Origin of the sequence: Paenibacillus sp. 2TAB19, from assembly GCF_052115185.1 — a bacterium.
Taxonomy (GTDB): domain Bacteria; phylum Bacillota; class Bacilli; order Paenibacillales; family Paenibacillaceae; genus Pristimantibacillus.
In genome coordinates this window covers 74,281-89,632 of record NZ_JBFRGE010000023.1, presented here as the reverse complement: position 1 = coordinate 89,632, position 15,352 = coordinate 74,281, and the positions used below count along the sequence as shown (strand labels likewise).

The 15,352-nt window shown below is 48.4% G+C and carries 23 protein-coding genes and 1 rRNA gene; 2 read left to right on the top strand and 22 right to left on the bottom strand.

Annotation, left to right across the window (positions count from 1 at the left end; translation table 11 throughout):
* The 3 genes from AB4Z33_RS12950 to AB4Z33_RS12940 all read right to left on the bottom strand — a co-directional run.
* Positions 1 to 77 (bottom strand): 16S ribosomal RNA (locus AB4Z33_RS12950); the annotation flags it as partial.
* Positions 78 to 394: 317 nt separating this feature from the next.
* The gene (locus AB4Z33_RS12945; protein WP_307208526.1) at positions 395 to 616 is read right to left on the bottom strand and encodes a hypothetical protein; all 222 of its coding nucleotides are present in this window, start codon (positions 614 to 616) and stop codon (positions 395 to 397) included.
* Between the two features lie 128 nt (positions 617 to 744).
* Positions 745 to 1,371 carry a stage II sporulation protein M gene (locus tag AB4Z33_RS12940; protein ID WP_442050304.1) on the bottom strand — a complete coding sequence of 209 codons (627 nt, stop codon included), beginning with the start codon at positions 1,369 to 1,371 and terminating at the stop codon, positions 745 to 747.
* Between the two features lie 114 nt (positions 1,372 to 1,485).
* Here AB4Z33_RS12940 and pdaB point away from each other — a divergent pair, with 114 nt between their 5' ends.
* Positions 1,486 to 2,298 carry a polysaccharide deacetylase family sporulation protein PdaB gene (gene pdaB / locus AB4Z33_RS12935; protein ID WP_442050303.1) on the top strand — a complete coding sequence of 271 codons (813 nt, stop codon included), beginning with the start codon at positions 1,486 to 1,488 and terminating at the stop codon, positions 2,296 to 2,298.
* Between the two features lie 62 nt (positions 2,299 to 2,360).
* Here pdaB and AB4Z33_RS12930 read toward each other — a convergent pair whose 3' ends face one another.
* Complete coding sequence (locus AB4Z33_RS12930) at positions 2,361 to 2,984, bottom strand: KinB-signaling pathway activation protein (RefSeq protein ID WP_442050302.1); 624 nt, start codon at positions 2,982 to 2,984, stop codon at positions 2,361 to 2,363.
* A gap of 271 nt (positions 2,985 to 3,255) precedes the next feature.
* On the opposite strand from AB4Z33_RS12930, the gene gerD reads away from it, so the two are divergent.
* The gene (gerD, locus tag AB4Z33_RS12925) at positions 3,256 to 3,948 is read left to right on the top strand and encodes a spore germination lipoprotein GerD (RefSeq protein WP_442050301.1); all 693 of its coding nucleotides are present in this window, start codon (positions 3,256 to 3,258) and stop codon (positions 3,946 to 3,948) included.
* Positions 3,949 to 4,025: 77 nt separating this feature from the next.
* On the opposite strand, the gene AB4Z33_RS12920 is transcribed toward gerD, so the two are convergent.
* From AB4Z33_RS12920 to rpmD, 18 genes are all read right to left on the bottom strand, one after another.
* Positions 4,026 to 5,111: a P-loop NTPase gene (locus tag AB4Z33_RS12920; RefSeq protein WP_442050300.1), complete on the bottom strand. Its 1,086-nt coding sequence runs from the start codon at positions 5,109 to 5,111 to the stop codon at positions 4,026 to 4,028.
* 124 nt (positions 5,112 to 5,235) lie between these two features.
* On the bottom strand, positions 5,236 to 6,003 hold the full coding sequence (gene cwlD / locus AB4Z33_RS12915; protein WP_442050299.1) for an N-acetylmuramoyl-L-alanine amidase CwlD: 768 nt from the start codon (positions 6,001 to 6,003) through the stop codon (positions 5,236 to 5,238).
* A gap of 133 nt (positions 6,004 to 6,136) precedes the next feature.
* Complete coding sequence (locus AB4Z33_RS12910) at positions 6,137 to 6,832, bottom strand: phosphoadenylyl-sulfate reductase (protein ID WP_442050298.1); 696 nt, start codon at positions 6,830 to 6,832, stop codon at positions 6,137 to 6,139.
* A 153-nt stretch (positions 6,833 to 6,985) separates the two neighbouring features.
* Positions 6,986 to 7,378: a 30S ribosomal protein S9 gene (gene rpsI / locus AB4Z33_RS12905; RefSeq protein ID WP_028609625.1), complete on the bottom strand. Its 393-nt coding sequence runs from the start codon at positions 7,376 to 7,378 to the stop codon at positions 6,986 to 6,988.
* A gap of 20 nt (positions 7,379 to 7,398) precedes the next feature.
* Entirely contained in the window at positions 7,399 to 7,836 is a 438-nt protein-coding gene (gene rplM, locus AB4Z33_RS12900; protein ID WP_442050297.1) for a 50S ribosomal protein L13, read from the bottom strand.
* Between the two features lie 183 nt (positions 7,837 to 8,019).
* On the bottom strand, positions 8,020 to 8,772 hold the full coding sequence (truA, locus tag AB4Z33_RS12895; RefSeq protein WP_442050296.1) for a tRNA pseudouridine(38-40) synthase TruA: 753 nt from the start codon (positions 8,770 to 8,772) through the stop codon (positions 8,020 to 8,022).
* A 163-nt stretch (positions 8,773 to 8,935) separates the two neighbouring features.
* Complete coding sequence (rplQ, locus tag AB4Z33_RS12890) at positions 8,936 to 9,301, bottom strand: 50S ribosomal protein L17 (RefSeq protein WP_224726618.1); 366 nt, start codon at positions 9,299 to 9,301, stop codon at positions 8,936 to 8,938.
* A gap of 45 nt (positions 9,302 to 9,346) precedes the next feature.
* Positions 9,347 to 10,291 carry a DNA-directed RNA polymerase subunit alpha gene (locus tag AB4Z33_RS12885; protein ID WP_442050295.1) on the bottom strand — a complete coding sequence of 315 codons (945 nt, stop codon included), beginning with the start codon at positions 10,289 to 10,291 and terminating at the stop codon, positions 9,347 to 9,349.
* A gap of 125 nt (positions 10,292 to 10,416) precedes the next feature.
* Complete coding sequence (gene rpsK, locus AB4Z33_RS12880) at positions 10,417 to 10,812, bottom strand: 30S ribosomal protein S11 (protein ID WP_090986296.1); 396 nt, start codon at positions 10,810 to 10,812, stop codon at positions 10,417 to 10,419.
* Positions 10,813 to 10,831: 19 nt separating this feature from the next.
* Complete coding sequence (gene rpsM, locus AB4Z33_RS12875) at positions 10,832 to 11,200, bottom strand: 30S ribosomal protein S13 (protein WP_337103256.1); 369 nt, start codon at positions 11,198 to 11,200, stop codon at positions 10,832 to 10,834.
* A 19-nt stretch (positions 11,201 to 11,219) separates the two neighbouring features.
* Complete coding sequence (gene rpmJ / locus AB4Z33_RS12870; protein WP_003333770.1) at positions 11,220 to 11,333, bottom strand: 50S ribosomal protein L36; 114 nt, start codon at positions 11,331 to 11,333, stop codon at positions 11,220 to 11,222.
* A gap of 42 nt (positions 11,334 to 11,375) precedes the next feature.
* Positions 11,376 to 11,591, bottom strand: a complete 216-nt coding sequence (gene infA / locus AB4Z33_RS12865; protein ID WP_015847200.1) for a translation initiation factor IF-1 — start codon at positions 11,589 to 11,591, stop codon at positions 11,376 to 11,378.
* Between the two features lie 2 nt (positions 11,592 to 11,593).
* On the bottom strand, positions 11,594 to 11,881 hold the full coding sequence (locus AB4Z33_RS12860; protein ID WP_442050294.1) for a hypothetical protein: 288 nt from the start codon (positions 11,879 to 11,881) through the stop codon (positions 11,594 to 11,596).
* 3 nt (positions 11,882 to 11,884) lie between these two features.
* A complete protein-coding gene (gene map / locus AB4Z33_RS12855; protein WP_442050293.1) occupies positions 11,885 to 12,643 on the bottom strand; it encodes a type I methionyl aminopeptidase in 759 nt (252 codons plus the stop codon).
* Complete coding sequence (locus AB4Z33_RS12850) at positions 12,643 to 13,293, bottom strand: adenylate kinase (RefSeq protein WP_307208506.1); 651 nt, start codon at positions 13,291 to 13,293, stop codon at positions 12,643 to 12,645. The genes map and AB4Z33_RS12850 overlap by 1 nt, the downstream gene beginning before the upstream one ends.
* Positions 13,294 to 13,385: 92 nt before the next feature.
* The gene (gene secY, locus AB4Z33_RS12845; protein ID WP_442050292.1) at positions 13,386 to 14,687 is read right to left on the bottom strand and encodes a preprotein translocase subunit SecY; all 1,302 of its coding nucleotides are present in this window, start codon (positions 14,685 to 14,687) and stop codon (positions 13,386 to 13,388) included.
* The gene (gene rplO / locus AB4Z33_RS12840; protein ID WP_307208504.1) at positions 14,688 to 15,128 is read right to left on the bottom strand and encodes a 50S ribosomal protein L15; all 441 of its coding nucleotides are present in this window, start codon (positions 15,126 to 15,128) and stop codon (positions 14,688 to 14,690) included.
* A 38-nt stretch (positions 15,129 to 15,166) separates the two neighbouring features.
* Positions 15,167 to 15,346: a 50S ribosomal protein L30 gene (gene rpmD, locus AB4Z33_RS12835; protein ID WP_337103252.1), complete on the bottom strand. Its 180-nt coding sequence runs from the start codon at positions 15,344 to 15,346 to the stop codon at positions 15,167 to 15,169.
* Between the last annotated feature and the right edge of the window lie 6 nt (positions 15,347 to 15,352).

Sequence of the window (15,352 nt, the reverse complement as noted above, 5' to 3'; positions counted from 1 at the left end):
GAATAACTCCGCTCGACTTGCATGTATTAGGCACGCCGCCAGCGTTCGTCCTGAGCCAGGATCAAACTCTCCATAAAGGTGTTTGACTTGCTCAAAAACATTTTATTGCTTTAGTTTATGAAGCCGAAGCTTCTTAACTGGCAGTTTCGCTCGTTGTTCAGTTTTCAAAGAACAATCACTTGTCTTTCGTTTCTTGCTTGTCGGCGCTTTGTCTCAGCGGCGACTTTTATAATATATCACAGGGGCCCATTTTATTGCAACCCCTTTTTTCATTTTTTTTAAAAAACATGATTAATGCCATTATTACGCCTACTTAAGCAGCTGTATAACAACTGATCCAGTGCAGGCTGATCGCCTCCGTTAGACGCCAGCCGCTTCACTGTATGTATGCCTTTTACCGGTAAGTGCGGGCATTAAGCGCATAGCGCGATAGCTCTTTGGGAGATGCAATGCGTGCGTACATACGGAAGATGATTTTGTACCTCCGCGCGATCGCTTGCTTAATATCTCCATCCAATCTCGAATCATTCAGGTCCAGCAGCATTTCGTCCAATTCTTTGCGCAATACGTAATCGAGTTCTTTGCATTCTTTATCGTTGAACAGTATTCCGAGCATAACCGTAAGCGGCCTCCTTTATCAAATACAAAGCGCAATTGGACCGTCCCCCATGTGACAGAAAAGCAGTGCCGTCGATAATGCTTAGGACACTGCTTTACTGTTATGCTCAAATATTGGAAATAATATTACAACGACAACAACCAAACTGAAAGTGTACTTTCGATAATGGAAGCCACAAGCATTGCAATAGGAAGAATTACGATCATTGGCACGGTACGTGAAACGAAGATCTCATACTCTTTGCCGATCGCCGGAAGCTTCGATCTGCTGAACAATAGGCTCCCAAAGCCGCGCAAACCAAGCGTTCCGAACTTCATACCATAGGCGCAAGCGATAATGATAGCTGGAATCTCAATAATACCATGCGGCAAAATTCCTTTAAGGACAACCGATGCCATATAACCTGCTCCCTCTTGGGCAGCGATATTTTGCAATAGATATCCGATCAGCATCCCATTCACCACGATAAACAATAAAGGGATAATACCGAAGAAGGCACCCAAATACATGACGAATACAGCTTTAATCGCGTTATTAAGGAAGATGATGATGGAAAGCGTCAATGTCGGATTGTCCGAATTCTCGGCAACGTCGGATAAGCCGCTTAGTCCAGCTAGTTGATTATTCAGAAACGCATGAAAGACGGGATTCGTCCCTCCAATGACCATGCCGGCAAAAAACAATATAAACCCAAAAGCAATATACGGATTCATCTTCTTCAGATGATCCATGATCGACTTCTTTTTAAACATGAATAAAACCTCCCTAATCAGTTGAACTTTCGGTGTAATCGAACAAGCATGAATAAACTGGGTGTACGAGCATAGATTGTACAACAAGCGCAAATTAGAGAGGAGAGCATGGTTATGAATGTTTTTTATGTGCTCAACGGTCAGAAATTGAAAAGGTACTTCTTAATTGCTATTGCTGTCGCCTTCTCTATCGGCATCATCTATGCGGAACGCGACAATATTACCGTCTTCGCTCCGCAGCAGCCGGCAGCCATCTACAGCATACCAACGGAGAAGAAGATCGTCGCTCTTACGTTCGACATTAGCTGGGGCGAAAAAAAGACAGAACCGATTCTTAATGTGTTGAAAGAAAAAAACGTTAAGCAAGCTACGTTCTTCCTGTCTTCGCCATGGAGTCAGTCCCATCCTGAGATTGTGAAAAAAATTATTGATGCCGGCTATGAGATTGGAAGCCATGGCCATAAGCATGATAATTACAGCAAATTCAGCGATGAAGAGATCCGCAAACAAATTACGACCGCACATACGATCTTAACCGATGTAACAGGCAAACAGCCTAGCCTGATCCGACTCCCTAACGGAGACTTTGACAAACGCGTCCTGCGTATCGCTGAAGAGCTCAACTACAAAGTGATTCAATGGGATACGGATTCGCTTGACTGGATGAGCCCCGGAACGGACAAGATTGTGAATCGGGTCGTGAGCAGAACACATCCCGGCGATATTATTTTACTGCATGCAAGCGACTCCGCCATCCAAACCGCGGAAGCTCTCCCGGCTATTATTGATCAATTGCGCGGCAACGGCTACGATTTCGTTAACGTATCGGAGCTGATTTCTCAGACGGATATCGAAGGCAAGCCCGTACAGGAGAAATCAGCATCGATCGCCGCTTACACGCAATGGAGTGCCGATGAACAGCCGTAAGTATCATTAATAATTGAATAGGATAAACAATGAGCGGCTCGCAATCGGAGCCGCTCGTTGTATTAGACGACCGGCTTCGCAGTGCTTGCTGCGGGGTCGGCCGCTTTATTGCTGACCAAACGATGCATCATCATAATTTGGTACGCATTGCAGACGAATAACGGAATCATCATAAAGACGATAGCAGATACGTTCGTCTCTCCTTGCAACGCGGGCCAAGCTTCAATAAACGTAATCACGAACATAAGGAACATTGTCGGTACGAATGCGGTTTGGTTCGTCTGCTTTACTTTGTACCAAGAGACGGCAACCGACAGGATGAGCAGGATTAGCGGCAACACCCAGAAAAACCAATTGTTCGTCCGCTGCTCGAATAAGACGTATCCTAGTCCGAACGCGGCGAATGCAGTCGTATAGCCTTGCAAGGCATTCCACAAATATTTTTTGCGGAATACGCTGAGCGCGATGTAATTCAGTGTCAAATATGCGAAGAAGCCCATTTGGCTGAACGCACCGATCATCAAGCCGACAATAGCCATCATCAAAGCGTTGAAGCCCGTTGCTTCGAGACCCATAAAGCCGAAGTCCTGATCCGTCCATGACATGATCGAGCCGCTAACAACGCAAGCAAGCGCACCGACTGCCATGCAGCTCCAAAATAAAAAGAACCATTTGCGTAAATTCAATTCCAATTCCTCCTGTAAAATGGGTTCAACGCCAACGCATATTCAGCTATGCATCAGCCGGATTGTAATCATTCGTAAGGTCAATAAACAAGCCTTATGCAAACACCCTTTATTTTACCACGTTCGGGGCAAAAAGCTAACTGTCACTCATGATAATACGGTGAACATTGCGCATAATAAGGTCATCAATCTGCTCAATAAACAATTTCAGAACACCCCCTGCTTCTTGCGAAGATTACACAAGTGCTGACATAGAAGGGAGCAAGGCCATATGCGCAATCGATGGGCTTTATTGTTGGTTATCCCTGCTTTGGCGATGGTATTGACTAGCTGCGGCTCAGAACCGTCAGGCGGAAACCAACAGGTGAGTTATAAGGATATGAAGTCAATGGTCATCGACATTTTGAAGACCGAGGATGCCCAAAAGGCGCTTCAAGAATCTTCGCAACAGATGTCCGGCTATAACGGCAATACGTCGAAGCTTCTATCCGTTCAGGATCAAGAGGAAGTGCGCCTCGCTGTAAAAGACGTGCTCATCTCCCCTGACTACGACAAAGTCATTAAGAAGCTGATGGTGGATACAAGGTTCGCGGGTGAATTCGCCAAAGCCGTCAACAAGCAGAACAAGGACATTCATAAGGAATTGATTAAGGATCCGACGTATCAAGCCGATCTTGTTAAAGTGCTCAAAACACCGGAAATGGACAAAATGATTCTCGAGGTGCTTCAAAGCACGCAATACCGCAAAGAAGTCATGTCGCTCATGCAGGAATCGATGCAAAATCCGCTTTTCCGGCTTGAAGTGCTTGACCTTATGAAGAAAGCGGTGCAGGAAGAGCTTAAGCCTAACCCTGAAGAGAAGGTTGAGAAGAAAAAGTCAGAGGAAGACGCCTCGAAAGAAGATCAGTCTTCGGGAGATGATCAATCATCCGACGATTCGGGCGGCGACGATTCCGGTATGTAGCAGCGGTTATAAAAAAGAAGCCAGAGCAGCGAAATTGCTGTTCTGGCTTCTTTTATGTGTTGGCTATTATCCGGCTCTTACCCTTCAAGCTTATTAAGCACGCTATCGGCCAGTTCCAAGTACAGTCCGCCTGTCTCCGAATCGGCTTTGTAAACCGACGGTGCGAAATCAGGTTCGGATATATGGTTGTCCGGAGCGCCGAGCGGAATTTGCGCGAGCAAGTCCGCGTTAAGCGATTCGGCCAAACGTGCGCCACCGCCGCGACCGAACACGTATTCCTTCTCCCCTGTGGAGGTTGAGACGTAATACGACATGTTCTCAACAATGCCGATAATCTCATGTTCGGTCTTAATCGCCATTGCCCCTGCCCGCGCCGCTACGAATGCAGCTGTCGCATGAGGCGTCGTAACGATAATTTCTTTGCTTTGCGGGATGATCTGATGGACGTCAAGCGCGACGTCGCCCGTGCCTGGCGGCAAGTCGAGCAGCAAATAGTCGAGCTCCCCCCACTCGATTTCCTGGAAGAAGTTGCGCAGCATCTTGCCGAGCATCGGTCCGCGCCATACGATCGGGCTATTGTCCTCAACGAAGAAGCCCATCGACATCACTTTGACGCCGAACTTCTCGATCGGAATGACGCGCTCGTTCACAACGTTCGGGCGTTCCTCGATGCCCATCATATCGGGCACGCTGAAGCCGTAGATGTCGGCGTCGATAATGCCGACGCGCTTGCCCCTGCGGGCTAGGGCGACCGCCAGATTGACGGTCACCGTCGACTTGCCGACGCCGCCCTTGCCGCTGGCGACGGCGATGAACTTCACGTTGCTGGCAGGATCCAGCAACGCGCTGGCGAGGCCGGTGCCGTGTCCCTGCACCGGCGCCGCCCCGGCTGCCGCTGGCTTCGCAGCAGGCTCTGCCTTGCTGCCGCCAGCGTCAGGCGCGGGCTCGCTTCGAAACCGGCAACGCACGGTTTCGACGCCCTCCCGCGCCAGCGCCTCGCGAAGCGAGGCTTCCAGCGCGGGCTGTATGTCCGCGCCAGCCCCAAGGACCGTCAATGATACTTGACGGTCCTTTACCATAACGTCGCGGATTGTAATTCCATCCGCGCTATACGTACTCGTCACCGAACCGACGAGATCAATCACTTGTTCACGCGTTAACATCGGTTATGTCCCACCTTTATGTAATCACATTTCGATAAATGATCTTAGATTTAATCACTTAATTATAGCACAGTATGTCCATCAGCCAACTAGCGAAATATGACTCTTTAGCCAGTTGCACGCGTTATTCCTGCACATCGGCAACCTTCTCGCCCGAACTATACCTTAGTATGCCCTGATAGATCGATGCGGCAACCTGCCGCTGGTATTCCGTATCCGCCAGACGCGCCGCTTCACCTGGATTGGATAGAAAACCAACCTCTACGAGCGCAGTCGGCATGTCCGCGAGTTCCTTCAGCACATAAACGTCTTTTTTGGACGCTGGCATCCGGCTTGTGTTCTCAAGATTGCGCTTAATCTCATCCTGGATGAGCGTCGCAAGCGATCGGTTGTCCGGATGTTTGTCCGGGTGGAAAAACGTCTGTGCACCCGACCACTTATCCGACGGGATACTGTTCATATGGATGCTGATGACGGCAGCTGGATGATTCTCTTTGATGAGCGCAACACGTTTCTTCAGATCTTCGGTCTTGCGCTTGCTGTAGGCGCGTGAGTCTCCTGTGGCGAGATCATAATCCCCTTCGCGCGTCATTAAGACAACAGCACCTGCCTGCTGCAAATAATCGCGCAAATAAAGAGCTATGGCAAGGTTCAAGTCCTTTTCGATAACCCCCTCCTTGCTCATCGCTCCCCCATCCACGCCTCCGTGTCCGGCGTCAATGGCAATAGTCTTGCCCGACAACGGCATCGTCCAATACGACCACGTTCGGGCTGCTGGCATTCCTTGTCCGAGCAGTACGGCTGTTAAGGCGATGACGAGTAAGCCAATGGCGATTCGTATCGCTCCCCTATAATTAATCCATACGACGAAATGCCGACCTAATCGGCGCATAAAAAAACCACCCCGTCCTTCATATAATAATGCGGCAACAGCACACTATCATTTATATGGGACGAGATGGTGTATTATGTGAGTCTTGTCTTCATAGTCGCTCCTCTCGAATGAATTCGATTGGAGGTTTAAATCATTTGTGCAAACCGCACTCCGTTTTCTCTTGACCCGCCCAGCGTCCTGCGCGTGGGTCTTCGCCCGGCATAACTTTGCGCGTGCATTGCTCGCAGCCGATGCTTGGGTAGTTTTGGTCATGCAATGGGTTGTAGATTACGTCATTCTCGCGAATGTAGTTCCATACATCTTCACTTGTCCAACCAGCGATTGGGTTAAACTTCACCAAACCGAATTTTGTATCGTATTCGATTTTCTTCGAATTCGCCCGAGTAGGTGCTTGATCACGGCGAATACCTGTAATCCAAGCTTCGTATTTCGCAAGAATATTCGTTAGCGGCTTAACTTTACGAATGTTGCAGCAAGCGTTCGCGTCCGATTTCCACAGCTCTTCACCGAACTGAGCAGCTTGCTCCTCTGGCGTAATCTCCGGTTTCACTTCTACGAAAGGAATACCTGGGTAGCGCTCCACCATGCGGTCGCGCGTCTCATAGGTTTCTTTGAAATGAAAATCCGTATCCAGATAGAAAATATCGGTCTTAGGACTAACTTTTTGAAGCATATCTACCAAAACAACATCTTCCGCACCAAAGCTGCAGGCGAAAGTAATATTAGGGAATGTCTCAACCGCAAAAGCGATGATTTCCTCTGGCGTCGCATCCTCAAGCTCAACAGCCTTTTTCGCGATAAGCGCTTCTTTTTCAAAAAGATTCATGGCGTTGCCCTCCGTTTTTAATTCCTAGGAAAGTGATCTGTATAAAAATTATAAGTCTTTCGTTGCCATTGCACAATGTATTGTTTGAACCAATATACACTAAAAACAAAAATACCTTCCCTGGAGTACAGAGAAGGTATCGTCGTATGCATATTAACGTTTCGAGAATTGTGGAGCGCGACGTGCCGCTTTAAGACCGTATTTTTTACGTTCTTTCATACGCGGATCACGAGTCAGGAAGCCTGCGCGTTTCAAAGCTGGACGGAATTCAGGGTCAGCTTTGAGCAAAGCGCGGGAAATGCCGTGACGGATAGCGCCAGCTTGACCGGACATGCCACCGCCGTTAGCGATAACCAATACGTCATATTTCGAAAGCGTATCAGTTAGGTTAAGCGGTTGTTTTACGATCAGCTTGAGTGTTTCCAAACCGAAATATTCATTCAAATCGCGTTTATTAACAATGATTCGTCCTTCACCCGGCACAAGACGTACACGTGCAACAGAGTGTTTACGACGACCGGTTCCATAGTATTGCACTTGAGCCATGAAACTTGTCCTCCTCTTTATTACCCGCGAAGTTCGTAAACTTCAGGGTTTTGTGCTTGATGTGGATGTTCCGCACCTGCGTATACTTTAAGTTTAAGCTTCATCTTGTCGCCAAGACGGTTCTTAGGCAACATGCCGTGAACTGCGAATTCGATAACGCGTTCTGGCTTGTTTTTGATCATTTCTTGTGCCGGTGTAGCTTTCAGACCGCCTGGGTACATCGAGTGACGGTAGTACATTTTGTCCGACATTTTCTTGCCTGTCAATACGATCTTCTCTGCGTTAATTACAACGACGAAATCTCCTGTATCAACATGTGGCGTAAATTGCGGTTTGTGCTTGCCGCGGATAAGCGCTGCAGCTTCACTAGCCAAACGACCAAGCGTTTTGCCTTCCGCATCGATGACGAACCATTTACGCTCAACTTCATTTGGCTTAGCCATATAGGTGGTACGCATGGATGATCCTCCTTAATTCTCATACATTAATCGTTTTTTATAACAACGTTTCCGTTGGTTTGATATTCATTGTAGATCGCCAAGTTTGCAACTTTCTCAGTCGGGGCTGTGGGATAGCCACTTCGAAAGCACAAGTTATATTCTACTATAAAGACTAGGTATAAGCAAGTGATTTATAGTTAATTATAATGGCGTTTCGCTGGAATATTCAACGTCCAGAAGCATAAGACCGTGGGCCATTGCCGTTGGTCCTGCAAGTGAACGATTGCAGCCTTCCAGGATCCGTTTCATGTCGTCCGGAACAAGCTTTCCTTGGCCTACCCACAATAAGGTTCCCATAATAACCCGCACCATATTGTACAAAAAACCGTTGCCGGTAATGTACATATGAACGATAGGTCCCTCCTGCACAAAGTCAGCTTCATATACCGTACGCACATGATGCGGTTTAGTAGAGTGGATCGACGTAAAGGAGGTGAAATCATGCTTCCCGACTAGGTGCATGAGTCCCTCTCGCATCGCCTCCACGTTCAGAGGAGCCGGATGATGGAAGCGGTACTGCCGCCCGAATACATCGGGAAACTTCCCGGTGTCGATCGTGTAGCGGTACGTCTTGCGTTTGGCTGAACGCCTGGCATGAAAATGTTCCGGCACATCAATGGCTTCTATAATGACGATATCCTTCGGCAAGCGCGTATTGAGCGCAATAGCCCACCGTTCTGTCGGTATAGTCGACTCCGTGTAGAAGTTGAATACCTGACCTTGCGCATGCACGCCAGCATCGGTGCGTCCCGAACCGATTATTATAATCGTCTCGCCGGTCAAAAGCTTGATCGCCTTCTCTATTTCCCCCTGAACCGTTCGGCCATAAGGCTGCGTCTGAAATCCGTTGAACCCGGCTCCATCATAGCTTACTTTCACGCAAATATTCCTCATCGCTGACACCTCCTAGCCACTGCGATCACATTCCCCAATAAAAAAAGGTGGCCGCAAGGGTCCACCCTTTCTCTGTATATACGCCTCAAGGCTTATATACTACGCAAATGCGGCATCGTCCTTCAAGAAGGACGATTGCAGCTCTTGCGGTAGGTCCGGTCAATTACGCGCGGTCAACCAGTTCTAGGTAAACCATAGGCGCAGCATCGCCGCGACGAGGTCCTAGCTTAAGGATACGCGTGTATCCGCCCGCACGTTCCGAGTAACGGGTGGCCAGTTCGGAGAACAGCTTTTGGATTGCGTCTTGCTCACCGTTAACGGATTCGCGACGAACATAAGCTGCTACTTGACGACGAGCATGAAGATCACCTTGCTTCGCTTTAGTGATCAGCTTCTCAGCGATAGAACGAACTTCTTTCGCTTTAGCTTCAGTCGTTTGGATACGCTCATAAAGGAACAAATCAGTAACGAGGTCACGGAACAATGCTTTCCGTGCACTAGCGTCACGTCCTAGTTTTTGATATGCCATCTTGTTTTCCCCTCCCTTGCTCTGTTGTCTACACTAAGTTGGTCTCTACTCTTCCATACGCAGGCCAAGGCCCAGCTCTTCAAGCTTCTCTTGAACTTCCTCGAGGGATTTGCGGCCCAAGTTACGAACCTTCATCATGTCCTCTTCGGATTTCGTAATCAGCTCTTGAACGGTATTGATTCCTGCGCGTTTCAAGCAGTTGTAAGAACGTACGGAAAGATCCAGTTCCTCGATTGTCATCTCCAGAACTTTCTCTTTCTTGTCTTCTTCCTTCTCGACCATAATCTCCGCGTCTTTGGCTTCATCGGTTAATCCAACGAACAAGTCCAAATGCTCGGTCAAAATCTTCGCGCCGAGGCTTACTGCCTCTTCCGGACGAATACTTCCGTCCGTCCATACTTCTAGCGTAAGTTTGTCATAGTTAGTGACTTGACCGACGCGAGTATTTTCAACGCTGTAGTTGACACGTGTAATTGGCGTGTAGATCGAATCGACTGGAATAACTCCAATCGGTTGATCGTCCTTCTTGTTGCGGTCCGCTTGCACGTAGCCGCGTCCCCGATTGGCAAAAATCCGCATATGGAGCCGCGCGCCGGAGGCCAAGGTTGCGATGTGAAGATCAGGGCTTAAAATCTCGACATCACTGTCAGCTCGAATGTCGCCCGCCGTAATGTTCCCTTCGCCTTCCGCGTCGATTTCCAACACCTTTTCTTCATCGGAGTGGATTTTTAACGAGAGGCCCTTCAGGTTCAGAATGATTTCGGTAACATCCTCAATCACTCCGGGAACCGTGGAGAACTCGTGAAGCACTCCGTCGATCTGAACCGAGGTTACTGCTGCTCCGGGCAACGACGACAACAAAATTCGGCGAAGCGAATTTCCTAACGTCGTTCCGTATCCGCGTTCCAGCGGCTCAACGACGAACCGTCCGTAAGTTCCCTCGTCATTCAGGTCAACGGTTTCGATTTTCGGCTTTTCGATCTCAATCACTAATAGTACCCTCCTTCAAACGTCGCTCCGTTACTTACGTTATTTTAAGTCAAATCTCGTAGTATGCCAAACCTTCACAACCATTATTCACAAGTTGTTGTTATTTGATACCACCGTTGATCCAACTATACGCGACGACGTTTCGGAGGACGGCATCCGTTATGCGGAACTGGGGTAACGTCTTTAATGAGGTTAACTTCCAATCCTGCAGCTTGAAGCGAACGAATCGCTGCTTCGCGGCCTGCGCCTGGACCTTTAACCATCACTTCGACAGTTTTCATGCCATGCTCCATTGCAGCTTTCGCAGCGGATTCAGCAGCCATTTGAGCTGCGAACGGCGTGCTCTTACGGGAGCCCTTGAAACCAAGGTTACCGGAGCTTGCCCAGGAGATTGCATTACCGTGCGGATCCGTAATCGTGACGATCGTATTGTTGAACGTCGAGCGGATGTGCGCAACGCCAGTGTCAATATTTTTCCGGTCGCGACGTTTGGTACGTACGACTTTTTTTGGTTTAGCCATTGTCCATTATCCTCCCTTCTTATTTCTTCTTGTTAGCTACAGTCCGACGAGGACCTTTGCGAGTACGAGCGTTTGTTTTTGTACGTTGACCACGAACAGGCAAACCGCGACGGTGACGAAGACCACGGTAGCAGCCGATTTCAGTCAGGCGTTTAATGTTAAGCGAAATTTCACGACGCAAGTCGCCTTCTACTTTAACGGATTTGTCGATTGCTTCACGCAAACGAGCCAATTCGTCTTCAGTCAGATCGCGAACGCGAGTGTCATAGTTAACATCAGCAGCAGTCAACAAAGTTTGTGAAGTCTTCTTGCCAATACCGAAGATGTACGTCAAGGCGATTTCGACGCGTTTGTCACGCGGCAAGTCTACACCAGCTATACGTGCCATAGGCTATATATTCCTCCTTCTATCCTTGTTTTTGTTTGTGTTTCGGATTTTCACAAATCACCATAACGTTGCCTTTGCGACGAATGACTTTGCATTTTTCGCAGATCGGCTTTACCGAAGGTCTAACCTTCATTGTGATTACCTCCCGAATCTTTCGTCAGCAGGCTTATTAAGCCTACTTACGATAGGTGATGCGCCCTCTTGATAAATCATAAGGCGATAACTGTATAACCACTTTGTCTCCTGTCAGGATGCGAATAAAGTGCATTCTGAGCTTTCCGGAAACGTGTGCGAGAATCTGATGACCGTTCTCCAGCTCCACCTTGAACATCGCATTTGGCAACGGCTCAATTACCGTGCCTTCGACCTCAATGACGTCTTCCTTAGCCACCGTCATTCTCCTTTCGCTTGCATAAACTTCTGAATCACATAACGTAACTTGGCGTTGGTTACCCTGCCGGCTTCAAGCATGCTGCTTGTTACCTCTTGGCTTATTTCAGGCTGTAGTTCAAGATGCAGAACGTTTTTTTTCTTCGGCAGATCGAACTTTCGCTTGTCGCCGTCCGCTATCATGACGAACCTGTCGTCGATAATCGCTACGATGACTGCCAAGCTTGTTTCGTCTTTACCGCGAAGCACTTTGACGAACTGACCAATCTGGGGACGCGCATCCATGGCCATAGACTATGACTGCTGCGGCAAAATGGTCAATATTTCAAAGCCGTCCTCTGTTACGGCTACCGTGTGCTCAAAGTGAGCGCACCATGAACCGTCATCTGTTACGACCGTCCAATTGTCTTCGAGCGTATGGACATATCGTTCACCGATATTAACCATTGGCTCGATTGCAAGTACCATTCCGGGCTTGAGCCGTGGTCCGCGGTCCGGTATACCATAGTTCGGTATTTGCGGCTCTTCATGAAGGTCCGCGCCGATTCCGTGCCCTACGTATTCACGCACAACGGAGAATCCAGCATTCTCAATTACCTTTTGAATGGCATGCGATATCGTGTATAAACGAACATCTGGTTTGATGAGCGCAAGCCCCGCATAAAGCGATGCTTCCGTTACATCTAGCAGCCTTTGAACTTCATCGGATACAGCTCCAACCGCGTAGGTCCAAGCCGAATCGCCATGATAGCCTTCGTACTGCGCTCCGATATCAATACTGACAATATCGCCCTCGTTCAACTTGCGTGACCCAGGGAAGCCGTGTACAAGCTCGTCATTCACAGAAGCGCAAACGCTGGAAGGAAAACCATTGTAACCTTTGAAAGAAGGTATCGCACCTTGACTTTTAATGAACTTCTCGGCGATCTCGTCAAGCTCACCAGTGGTGATGCCCGGCTTAACCGCTGAAGCCATTAGCCGATGCGTTTCCGCAACGATGCGTCCTGCTTCCCTCATATAGCGCAGCTCCGATTCGGATTTGCATATAATCATTACAATGAACCTCGCAAGCAGGATACGATTTCGGATGTTACGACTTCGATGTCCTTCTCGCCGTCGACTTCGCGCAGGAGACCTTTAGTGCTGTAGTAATCGAGTAGAGGGGCTGTCTTGGATGTATACTCATCCAGGCGCGTGCCTACCTTTTCCTCTGTATCATCTGAACGTTGATACAACTCTCCGCCGTCCTTGTCACAGATGCCTTCAACCTTTGGCGGGTTGAACATCACGTGGTAAGTCGAACCGCAAGATTTGCAGATGCGTCTGCCAGTAAGACGGGCAAGCAGCAGTCCGCGATCAACCTTCAAGTTAACAACATGGTCGATGCCGCGGTTAAGCTCAGCAAGCATTCCGTCAAGCGCTTCGGCTTGTTGGAGCGTGCGAGGGAAACCGTCGAGCAGAAAACCGTTTTTGCAATCATCAAGAGCAAGACGCTCTTTCACGATTCCATTTGTGATCTCATCAGGAACGAGCAAACCTTGATCGATATACTCTTTCGCTTTAAGACCGATAGCAGTTCCTTGCTTCATAGCAAGACGGAATGCATCGCCTGTGGAAATATGCGGTACGCTGAATTCTTCTACAATACGTTCAGCTTGCGTTCCTTTGCCTGCCCCCGGAGGGCCCATGAATAAAATGTTCATTGCCGAGTTCCTCGCTTTAAGCACAATAGGCTCGGGCGGGCTTCCCGCACAATATCGTTGTCGATCGCGCAAAGCCCGGTCAGAACCTATTGTTATTTATTGATAAACCCTTTGTAATGGCGTTTGATCAACTGGCTCTCGATTTGCTTCATCGTGTCTAGCGCAACCCCGATAACGATTAGAAGCGAGGTACCGCCAAGCTGAACGGACGTTGGCAATCCAGCAATCTTACCGAACACGACCGGCAATAAGGAGATAACCGCCAGGAAGATTGCACCCGTCAGTGTAATCCGTGACATTACACGAGTCAAGTAAGAGGAAGTTGGCTTGCCTGGGCGAATGCCCGGGATGTAGCCGCCGTTCTTCTTCATTTGATCCGCCATTTGCACAGGATTGATTTGTACGAATGTATAGAAGAAAGTAAATCCGATGATGAGCAATACGTACAATACCATGCCAAGCGGCTTGTCATAGTACATATTATCCATAATCCATTGCGCCCAACCTTTGTCGGCCCAGAACCCAGCAATCGTAATTGGGAACATAATCAGCGATACCGCGAAGATGACAGGAATAACGCCAGCGCCATTCACTTTCATCGGGATATGTGTCGATTGTCCACCGTACATTTTCCGTCCAACGACGCGTTTAGCGTATTGAACCGGAATTTTGCGAATACCTTGCTGAACGAAGATAACACCGACAATGATTGCGATAATCGCAACGACGATCAGAATTACCTTAATGATGTTCAAGAACAATTGGTCTTGTACACCGATGAATTGATCTTGGTAGATCGTACGGATATGACCAGGGATACCTGCTGCGATAGCAGCGAAGATCAGGATGGAAATACCGTTCCCGATGCCCTTCTCCGTGATCTGCTCGCCAAGCCACATCAAGAAAGCAGTACCTGCAGTCAAGATGATAGCGATGACTAAGTAGTCAACGAAGGTAGCGTTCGGAATCATTTGTTGACCATACTGACGGTTAAAGCCGATTGCTGTTGCAAAGCCTTGAACAAGACCGAGCACAACCGTACCGTAACGAGTGATCTGAGCAAGTTTACGTTTACCGTTCTCGCCTTCCTTAGCCCACTCCGCAAACTTAGGAATTACGTCCATCGACAATAGTTGTACGATGATCGATGCCGTAATGTACGGTGTAATGCCGATTGCGAAGATAGAGAATTGGAACAAAGCACCGCCGGAAAACGTGTTAAGCAAGCCGAACAAATCCGTTCCGGCTTCATTGACTTGATCGAACACGCTCTTGTCGACGTCAGGCACCGGAATGAATGCCCCGATGCGGTATACAAGAAGAATCATGAGAGTGAACAGGATCCTTGTACGAAGATCCGCCACTTTCCAAATGTTGGACACGGTCTTGAACAATTAGATCACCTCGGTTTTACCGCCGGCAGCCTGGATTTTCTCTACCGCAGATTGAGAGAACTTGCTTGCTTTTACAGTCAGCGAAACGCTAATTTCACCGTTACCCAAAATTTTGATTCCTGCAAGCGGATTTTTGACAATCCCTTGCTCAAGAAGAACTTCTGGAGTGACTTCTGTACCTGCTGCAAAGCTGTTTAGTTCTTCAATGTTAACAATCGCATACTCGGTACGGAAACGGTTGTTGAATCCACGCTTCGGCACTCGACGATACAACGGGTTTTGTCCACCCTCGAAACCAGGACGAACGCCGCCGCCGGAACGAGCGTTTTGACCTTTATGACCTTTACCGGCTGTTTTACCGTTTCCGGAACCGATACCGCGGCCTTTGCGCTTAGGCGCTTGAGTCGAACCCGGTGCTGGTGCTAGCTCATGCAATTTCATCGTTCGTGCACCTCCTTATTGATTTCTAGAAAGCTATCTTATACTTCTTCAACTTTAACCAAGTGGCTAACAGCGTTAACCATGCCGCGGATAGCTTCACTATCGTTCAAAACAACAGCTTGGCGAATTTTGCGAAGGCCAAGCGCTTCAACAGTAGCACGTTGTTTCTCGTTGCGGCCGATCAAACTGCGAACGAGGGTGATTTGCAATTTTGCCATCGTATT

Bases quoted from the DNA above. Each gene is read 5' to 3' on its own strand.
- gerD (WP_442050301.1), top strand. From the start codon at position 3,256: ATGCGCAATCGATGGGCTTTATTGTTGGTTATCCCTGCTTTGGCGATG.
- AB4Z33_RS12940 (WP_442050304.1), bottom strand. From the start codon at position 1,371: ATGTTTAAAAAGAAGTCGATCATGGATCATCTGAAGAAGATGAATCCG.
- AB4Z33_RS12850 (WP_307208506.1), bottom strand. From the start codon at position 13,293: ATGAACATTTTATTCATGGGCCCTCCGGGGGCAGGCAAAGGAACGCAA.
- rpsM (WP_337103256.1), bottom strand. From the start codon at position 11,200: ATGGCACGTATAGCTGGTGTAGACTTGCCGCGTGACAAACGCGTCGAA.
- AB4Z33_RS12920 (WP_442050300.1), bottom strand. From the start codon at position 5,111: ATGTTAACGCGTGAACAAGTGATTGATCTCGTCGGTTCGGTGACGAGT.
- map (WP_442050293.1), bottom strand. From the start codon at position 12,643: ATGATTATATGCAAATCCGAATCGGAGCTGCGCTATATGAGGGAAGCA.
- cwlD (WP_442050299.1), bottom strand. From the start codon at position 6,003: ATGCGCCGATTAGGTCGGCATTTCGTCGTATGGATTAATTATAGGGGA.
- truA (WP_442050296.1), bottom strand. From the start codon at position 8,772: ATGAGGAATATTTGCGTGAAAGTAAGCTATGATGGAGCCGGGTTCAAC.
- rpsK (WP_090986296.1), bottom strand. From the start codon at position 10,812: ATGGCTAAACCAAAAAAAGTCGTACGTACCAAACGTCGCGACCGGAAA.
- pdaB (WP_442050303.1), top strand. From the start codon at position 1,486: ATGAATGTTTTTTATGTGCTCAACGGTCAGAAATTGAAAAGGTACTTC.
- AB4Z33_RS12910 (WP_442050298.1), bottom strand. From the start codon at position 6,832: ATGAATCTTTTTGAAAAAGAAGCGCTTATCGCGAAAAAGGCTGTTGAG.
- rpmD (WP_337103252.1), bottom strand. From the start codon at position 15,346: ATGGCAAAATTGCAAATCACCCTCGTTCGCAGTTTGATCGGCCGCAAC.
- rplQ (WP_224726618.1), bottom strand. From the start codon at position 9,301: ATGGCATATCAAAAACTAGGACGTGACGCTAGTGCACGGAAAGCATTG.
- rplM (WP_442050297.1), bottom strand. From the start codon at position 7,836: ATGCGTACCACCTATATGGCTAAGCCAAATGAAGTTGAGCGTAAATGG.
- AB4Z33_RS12945 (WP_307208526.1), bottom strand. From the start codon at position 616: ATGCTCGGAATACTGTTCAACGATAAAGAATGCAAAGAACTCGATTAC.
- rpmJ (WP_003333770.1), bottom strand. From the start codon at position 11,333: ATGAAGGTTAGACCTTCGGTAAAGCCGATCTGCGAAAAATGCAAAGTC.
- rplO (WP_307208504.1), bottom strand. From the start codon at position 15,128: ATGAAATTGCATGAGCTAGCACCAGCACCGGGTTCGACTCAAGCGCCT.
- AB4Z33_RS12860 (WP_442050294.1), bottom strand. From the start codon at position 11,881: ATGGCCATGGATGCGCGTCCCCAGATTGGTCAGTTCGTCAAAGTGCTT.
- rpsI (WP_028609625.1), bottom strand. From the start codon at position 7,378: ATGGCTCAAGTGCAATACTATGGAACCGGTCGTCGTAAACACTCTGTT.